We start from the raw sequence: 7,403 nt of genomic DNA, 5'->3' as shown, positions 1-7,403 counted from the left end.
GCTTTCAGCTGTGTCCTGGTTCCCGTCGTCCTCGTGGGGTACGGGATCTCGATGGCGGGGGCGGGCGGCGCCGCGCTCGGCCTCGCGGCCGTCACGGGGGTCTGCCGGGTGCTGCTCCGGCAGTCCGAGCGGTGCGCCGCGCGACTGCTTGCAGAACAGAACACCGCACACCGCGGACGGCACGGGAGAACGGCGTCGGGAGCGCACCGGGGCATGCGTCACGGCACCGGACACACACCGGTCGACTGACGTATTCGCACACACGATCCCGTAGGTTTTCAGCCAACTTCCAGGGACCCCGGATTTCTTGCCGCAAGGGGCCCCAAACCCCCGGTTGACCAGGGCCGAAAGACGCGCTGAAGGCGTGCGCACCCTACGGGGACCGGCCATGGAGCGAAGGCGCACTTCCCAGTACGGCCCACGAGTGCAACGCTTCGTGATCGAATGCTTCACGCCAAGTTGCCATGTCGACAATCTGCCGGGTGCTGAACTGGTCACCCCGGTGGCACGGGACACAGTAGATTCGATCTTGACTGTATTACGGCGGGGGACTGGTGGAGGACCGAGGGGAAACGTGCAGCAGCGACAAGCGAGGCAAGCGCGTCAAGCACGTCAAGCACGTCAGGAACGGGGAGCCGCGACGACCGAGGGGGGTTTAGCAGCATGAGTCACGACTCCACTGCCGCGCCGGAGACCACGGCTCGGAAGCTGTCCGGGCGTCGCCGCCGGGAGATCGTAGCGGTGCTGCTCTTCAGCGGTGGACCCATCTTCGAGAGTTCCATACCGCTCTCCGTGTTCGGCATCGACCGGCAGGACGCCGGCGTGCCCCGCTACCGGCTGCTCGTGTGCGCCGGCGAGGAGGGGCCGCTGCGGACCACCGGCGGGCTCGAACTCACCGCGCCGCACGGCCTGGAGGCGATCGGACGGGCGGGCACCGTCGTCGTCCCGGCCTGGCGGTCGATCACATCGCCGCCGCCGCCGCCGGAGGCGCTCGACGCCCTGCGCCGCGCGCACGAGGAGGGCGCCCGCATCGTCGGGCTCTGCACCGGCGCGTTCGTGCTCGCCGCCGCCGGGCTGCTCGACGGCCGCCCCGCGACCACCCACTGGATGTACGCGCCGACGCTCGCCAAGCGCTATCCGTCCGTCCATGTGGACCCGCGCGAGCTGTTCGTCGACGACGGAGACGTCCTGACGAGCGCCGGTACGGCGGCCGGAATCGATCTCTGTCTGCACATCGTGCGCACGGACCACGGCAACGAGGCGGCGGGCGCGCTCGCCCGCAGGCTCGTGGTGCCGCCGCGCCGGGCCGGCGGCCAGGAGCGCTACCTCGACAGGTCTTTACCCGAGGAGATCGGCGCCGACCCGCTCGCCGAGGTCGTCGCCTGGGCGCTCGAACACCTCCACGAGCAGTTCGACGTGGAGACGCTGGCCGCCCGCGCGTACATGAGCAGGCGCACCTTCGACCGCAGGTTCCGCTCGCTCACCGGAAGCGCGCCGCTCCAGTGGCTGATCACCCAGCGGGTGCTCCAGGCACAGCGGCTCCTGGAGACCTCCGACTACTCCGTCGACGAGGTCGCGGGCCGCTGCGGCTTCCGCTCGCCGGTGGCGCTGCGGGGTCACTTCCGGCGTCAGCTCGGTTCGTCCCCCGCCGCCTACCGGGCCGCCTACCGGGCCCGCAGGCCGCAGGGCGAGCGTGCGCTTGAGGCCGCCGCGGCGTCCGCGCAGACGGTGCCGACGCTGGTCGAGGCGGGCCCCGTGCCCTCCCAGACCCGGCGCACGGCCGCCGCGAGCGCGCTCGGCCCCTCGACCTCGGTGCCCACCGAGCCGGGCAAGCCGCACTCGGACGTCTACGCGCCAGGTCGCGCGCCACTGCCCGGCCAGAGGAGCGCGCCGTAGGGTAAGACGCATGAACGATCGCATGGTGTGGATCGACTGCGAGATGACCGGGCTCTCGTTGACGGACGACGCACTTATCGAGGTGGCCGCACTGGTCACCGACTCGGAACTGAACGTGCTCGGCGAAGGGGTGGACATCGTGATCCGCCCGCCGGACGCGGCGCTGGAGACCATGCCCGAGGTGGTGCGCACCATGCACACCACCTCGGGGCTCCTCGACGAACTGGCCGGCGGTACCACGCTGGCCGACGCCGAGGAGCAGGTCCTGGCGTACGTACGTGAGCACGTCAAGGAGCCGCGGAAGGCTCCGCTCTGCGGAAACTCGGTCGGCACCGACCGCGGCTTCCTCGCGCGGGACATGCGGACCCTGGAGGAGTACCTCCACTACCGCATCGTCGACGTCTCCTCCATCAAGGAGCTGGCCCGGCGCTGGTACCCCCGGGCCTACTTCAACAGCCCGGACAAGAACGGCAACCACCGCGCGCTCGCCGACATCCGCGAGTCCATCGCCGAGCTCCGCTACTACCGCGAGGCGGTCTTCGTGCCGCAGCCGGGACCGGACTCGGAGACGGCGAGGTCCATCGCGGCGAAGCACGTCCTGCCTGCGGAGTAGCCGCCGCGGACGCCCTGTGTACGGGGTCCGGGAAACGTGTGCGCGAGCACCCCTTCGGACCCTGTACACTTTTTCTCGGCCGGTCGGAAGAGCGACAGAAGACCGGACATGGTGGGTGTAGCTCAGTTGGTAGAGCACCTGGTTGTGGTCCAGGTGGCCGCGGGTTCAAGTCCCGTCACTCACCCTGAAGGAAAGGGCCCCGGTTCGAGAGAACCGGGGCCCTTTCCGCGTTCCGAGGCGGCGTCCGGGCGCACGGGCGCCCCGCCGTTCCTTCCCGGCCCCGGGCTCAGGACGAGGCGCGCTCCACGAGCCGCGTCGGGAGCACGAGCTGGCGCCGCTCGATGCGCCGGGCGGCGAACGGACGGGGGTCCGCGATCTCGGCGAGCAGCAGATCGATCATGGCCCGCCCCATCTCCTCGATCGGCTGCCGCACGCTGGTCAGGGGCGGGTCCATGTGACGCGCGATCGCCGAGTCGTCGAAGCCGACGAGCGCCACGTCGTCGGGTATCCGGCGGCCCGCCTCGCGCAGCGCCTGCCGGGCGCCCGCGGCCATCACGTCGGAGCCCGCGAAGACCGCGTCGACGCCGGGGCAGGCGTCGAGGAGCTCCCGCATCGCACGCCTGCCGCCCTCCTCCGTGAAGTCCCCTTGCGCGACCATCCGCTCGTCCACCGCGTGCCCCGCGTCCCGCAGCGCCGCGCGGTAGCCGTCGAGGCGGCGCTGGGCGCCGTAGACGTCCAGGCGTCCGGTGATCGTGGCTATGGAGGTGCGCCCGCGCGCGAGCAGGTGCTCCACGGCCGAGCACGCCCCGGCGAAGTTGTCGGAGTCGACCGAGGGCAGCGCCTCGTCGGCGGAGCGGCGGCCGCTGATCACCGCGGGGATCTCCAGCTGCGAGAGCAGGTCGGGCAGCGGGTCGTCGGCGTGCACGGAGACCAGGAGCACCCCGTCGACCCGGTGGGCCGCGAGGTACTGGGCCAGGCGCTGGCGGCGCTGGTCGCTGCCCGCGAAGATCAGCAGGAGCTGCATCTCGGTCTCGCTGAGCTCGGCGCCGACCCCGCGCAGGACGTCGGAGAAGTACGGCTCGGCGAAGAAGCGGGTCTCGGGCTCGGGCACGACCAGGGCGATGGCGTCCGTGCGGTTGGCGGCCAGGGCGCGGGCGGCGGTGTTCGGGACATAGCCCAGCTCGGCGACCGCGGCCTCGACGGCGGTGCGGGTCGCCTCGCTCACCCGGGGCGAGCCGTTGATCACCCGGGAGACCGTGCCCCGGCCGACCCCCGCCCGTGCGGCGACCTCTTCCAGAGTGGGCCGTCGGCCGCTGCGACCGCGTGCCGCGTGAGCTGCCATTGTCCGCCTCCCGTCACATTTCCCCCGGCCAGGAATGTAACAGCCGGATCTTCACCGGGTCGCCGCGCCGATTCCACCGGCTTCCCGTAACGGCCCGATAACCGAAGACAGATCTCCGCGTCCGGTCCCTTGACACCCCCGTCCCTAGCAACGAGTCTTCAACTCATCACCTGTGGGAGCGCTCCCACACTACCTGACACGTACACATCCCGCACGTTCCCCGCCCGAGCCGCAGCGTGAACCAACGGGCCCAGCAGAGCAGTTGGCCGGGGGGTCGGCACGTCAGGCAACAGGAGGACGTAATGCGCACCAATTTCCGCCGGTCCCGACGGCTGGTGGCCTACGCGGCCGTGACCGCTCTCGCCACCAGCCTGCTCGCCGCTTGTTCAAGCGATGACGAGGGCGGCGCAGCGGGCAGCGACGGCAAGATCACGCTGAACGTGGGCACGTTCGGCGTACTCGGCCTCAAGCAGGCCGGACTGTACGACGAGTACGAGAAGGCCCACCCGAACATCAAGATCAAAGAGAATGTGATCGAGCGGAACGACGCCTACTACCCGAAGCTGCTCACCCAGCTCCAGTCCGGCGCCGGTGTGAACGACGTGGCGGCCGTCGAGGTCAGCAACATCACCGAGGTGGTGCAGACCCAGGCCGCCAAGTTCGAGGACCTGGGCAAGGCCGAGGGCGTCGAGAAGTCCACGTACCTCGACTGGAAGTGGAAGCAGGCCACGACCGGGGACGGCAAGACGATCGGCCTCGGCGTCGACATCGGCCCGACCGCGCTCTGCTACCGCAAGGACCTCTTCGAGAAGGCCGGTCTCCCCACCGACCGCGAGGAGCTCGCGAAGGCGTGGGCGGGCGACTGGGACAAGTACGTGGCGCTCGGCGAGAAGTACATGAAGAAGGCGCCCAAGGGCACCAAGTTCGTCGACTCCGCCGCCAGCGTCTACAACGCCGTCTTCGCCGGTGCCACCGAGCGGTACTACGACAAGAGCGGCAAGGAGATCTACGAGAAGAGCCAGGGCCGCAAGAACGCCTGGAACGCGGCGATGCAGGTCGCCGAGGGCGACATGTCCGCCAAGCTCAAGCAGTTCGACCCCACGTGGGACCAGGGCTTCGCCAACGCCAAGTTCGCCACCGTGGCCTGCCCCGCCTGGATGGCCGGGTACATCCAGGAGAAGACGGGACCGGAGGGCAAGGGCCAGTGGGACATGGCCAAGGCGCCCACCGAGGGCAACTGGGGCGGCACCTTCCTCGGCGTGCCGAGCGCGGGCAAGCACAAGAAGGAAGCGACCGAGCTCGCCGTCTGGCTGACCCAGCCCGAGCAGCTCGCGAAGGTCTTCGCCAAGCAGGCCAGCTTCCCCTCGACCCCTTCGGCGTACGACTCGCTGAAGCCGTCGGCCGCCACCAAGGCCTACTTCAGTGACGCGCCCATCACGGAGATCTACGCGGACATCGCGAAGAACACCCCCTCGGTGATCTACGGCGTCAAGGACGCCCAGATCGGCCAGTCCATCACCGACATCGGCGTGCTCCAGGTGGAGCAGCAGGGCAAGTCTCCCGAGGAAGGCTGGGAGGCGGCCCAGAAGGAGATCAAGGATGTTCTGGGACAGTGACCCCCATGTCCGAGACCGCTGAGTACGCCGAGACCGCGTCCCCCGGACAGGGGGGCGCGGCCCCGGCCGCGACCGGGAGCGCGTCCTCCCGCACGCCCTCGCCCTGGCGCAGCCGTCTGTACCGCTGGGACATAAAGGCGTCGCCCTACGTCTTCGTCGCGCCGTTCTTCCTCTTCTTCGGCGCCTTCGGCCTCTTCCCGCTGCTCTACACGGGCTGGGCCTCGCTGCACCGCCTTGAGCTGACCAACCTCGACGACAGCACCTGGCTCGGCCTGGAGAACTACACCAACCTGCTCCAGAGCGACTACTTCTGGAACGCCCTCGGCAACACCTTCACCATCGGTGTCATCTCCACCGTCCCCCAGCTCGCCGTCGCGCTCGGCATCGCGCATCTGCTCAACTACAAGCTGCGCGGCTCCACCCTGTGGCGCGTCGCCATGCTCGCGCCGTACGCCACGTCGGTGGCGAGCGCCTCGCTGGTCTTCACGCTGCTGTTCGCCTGGGACGGCGGCATGGTCAACTGGCTGATCGGTTCGGTGGGCCTCGACCCCGTCAACTGGCGCGAGTCGTCCTGGGGTTCGCAGTTCGCCGTGTCCTCGATCGTCATCTGGCGGTGGACCGGCTACAACGCGCTGATCTATCTGGCGGCGATGCAGGCCGTGCCGCACGACCTGTACGAGTCGGCGTCCCTCGACGGCGCCTCACGCTGGCAGCAGTTCCGGCACGTGACGATCCCGATGCTGCGGCCGACGATCCTGTTCACCGTGGTCGTCTCCACCATCGGGGCCACCCAGCTCTTCGGCGAGCCGCTCCTGTTCGGCGGCACGGCCGGTTCCAAGGGCGGCGCCGACCACCAGTTCCAGACGCTGGGGCTCTACCTGTACGACCAGGGCTGGATCAACGGCCACCTGGGACGCGCCTCGGCCGTCGCCTGGCTGATGCTGGCGATCCTGCTCATCATCGCCGCGGTCAACATGCTGATCGCCCGACGTCTGAGGAAGGACCGATGAAGGCCCGCACGGTGGACCCCAAGCCCGCCGGTCCCCCGGTCCCGCCCGACGGCCGCGCCCCGGCGCCGCGGGCCACGGCACGACCGCTGGGCCAGAAGGCCGGCCGGACGATGCACGCGGGCCCGGTCACCTATGTCGTCCTCGCGCTGTTCACGGCCGTCTCGCTGGCGCCGCTGATCTGGACGGCGATCGCGGCCTCGCGCACCAGCGGGCGGCTCGCGCAGACGCCGCCGCCCCTGTGGTTCGGCGGCAACCTCTTCAAGAACCTGGAGAGGGCGTGGACGGAGGCGAGCCTCGGCGACGCGATGCTGAACACCACGATCGTGGCGGGCAGCATCACCATCGGCACCGTGCTGTTCTCCACGATCGCCGGTTTCGCCTTCGCCAAGCTGAAGTTCCGCTTCAGCGGGGCGCTGCTCCTGCTGACCATCGGCACGATGATGGTGCCGCCGCAGCTCAGCGTCGTACCGCTGTACCTGTGGATCGCGGACCTCCAGTGGACCAACCAGCTCCAGGCGGTGATCCTGCCGACGTTCGTGAGCGCCTTCGGGGTGTTCTTCATGCGGCAGTACCTGCTCCAGGCGCTGCCCGGCGAGCTGATCGAGGCGGCGCGGATGGACGGGGCGAGCAGCCTGCGGATCATCTGGCACGTGGTGTTCCCCGCGGCGCGGCCCGCGATGGCCGTGCTCGGGCTCCTGACGTTCGTCATGGCCTGGAACGACTTCCTGTGGCCGATCATCGCGCTCAACCAGACCAACCCGACCGTGCAGGTGGCGCTCAACTCCCTCGGTACGGGGTACATCCCCGACCGGGCGGTCATCATGGCGGGCGCGCTCCTCGGCACGCTGCCGCTGCTGCTCGCGTTCATCCTGTTCGGCAAGCAGATCGTCAGCGGGATCATGCAGGGTGCGGTGAAGGGCTGACCG

The 7,403-nt window shown here is 69.8% G+C and carries 7 protein-coding genes and 1 tRNA gene; 7 read left to right on the top strand and 1 reads right to left on the bottom strand.

Annotated features, from left to right (window positions below; genetic code table 11):
• The 4 genes from AB8Z36_RS23625 to AB8Z36_RS23610 all read left to right on the top strand — a co-directional run.
• Positions 1-249 (top strand): hypothetical protein (locus tag AB8Z36_RS23625; RefSeq protein WP_369215372.1); only part of this gene is annotated, 249 nt, incomplete at its 5' end.
• A 414-nt stretch (positions 250-663) separates the two neighbouring features.
• Positions 664-1,896: a helix-turn-helix domain-containing protein gene (locus AB8Z36_RS23620; protein ID WP_369215371.1), complete on the top strand. Its 1,233-nt coding sequence runs from the start codon at positions 664-666 to the stop codon at positions 1,894-1,896.
• A 10-nt stretch (positions 1,897-1,906) separates the two neighbouring features.
• Positions 1,907-2,509 (top strand): oligoribonuclease, encoded by a 603-nt coding sequence (gene orn / locus AB8Z36_RS23615; RefSeq protein ID WP_369215370.1) that lies wholly within the window; start codon positions 1,907-1,909, stop codon positions 2,507-2,509.
• Between the two features lie 111 nt (positions 2,510-2,620).
• Positions 2,621-2,693 (top strand) — tRNA-His (locus AB8Z36_RS23610).
• 102 nt (positions 2,694-2,795) lie between these two features.
• Here the strand turns inward: AB8Z36_RS23610 and AB8Z36_RS23605 are convergent.
• Positions 2,796-3,851, bottom strand: coding sequence for a LacI family DNA-binding transcriptional regulator (locus AB8Z36_RS23605; protein ID WP_369215369.1), 1,056 nt, complete (start codon positions 3,849-3,851; stop codon positions 2,796-2,798).
• 302 nt (positions 3,852-4,153) lie between these two features.
• On the opposite strand from AB8Z36_RS23605, the gene AB8Z36_RS23600 reads away from it, so the two are divergent.
• The 3 genes from AB8Z36_RS23600 to AB8Z36_RS23590 are packed head-to-tail and all read left to right on the top strand — an operon-like array spanning position 4,154 to position 7,400.
• Complete coding sequence (locus AB8Z36_RS23600) at positions 4,154-5,467, top strand: ABC transporter substrate-binding protein (RefSeq protein WP_369215368.1); 1,314 nt, start codon at positions 4,154-4,156, stop codon at positions 5,465-5,467.
• A 5-nt stretch (positions 5,468-5,472) separates the two neighbouring features.
• Positions 5,473-6,477, top strand: a complete 1,005-nt coding sequence (locus AB8Z36_RS23595) for a carbohydrate ABC transporter permease (protein ID WP_369215367.1) — start codon at positions 5,473-5,475, stop codon at positions 6,475-6,477.
• A complete protein-coding gene (locus AB8Z36_RS23590) occupies positions 6,474-7,400 on the top strand; it encodes a carbohydrate ABC transporter permease (protein WP_440581982.1) in 927 nt (308 codons plus the stop codon). The genes AB8Z36_RS23595 and AB8Z36_RS23590 overlap by 4 nt, the downstream gene beginning before the upstream one ends.
• Positions 7,401-7,403 lie beyond the last annotated feature (3 nt).

It is taken from the genome of Streptomyces flavofungini, from assembly GCF_041028215.1.
In the GTDB taxonomy this organism is placed as follows: Bacteria; Actinomycetota; Actinomycetes; order Streptomycetales; family Streptomycetaceae; genus Streptomyces; species Streptomyces flavofungini_B.
The sequence above is the reverse complement of the archived record's forward strand: the minus strand, read 5'-3'. Positions and strand labels throughout refer to the sequence as shown.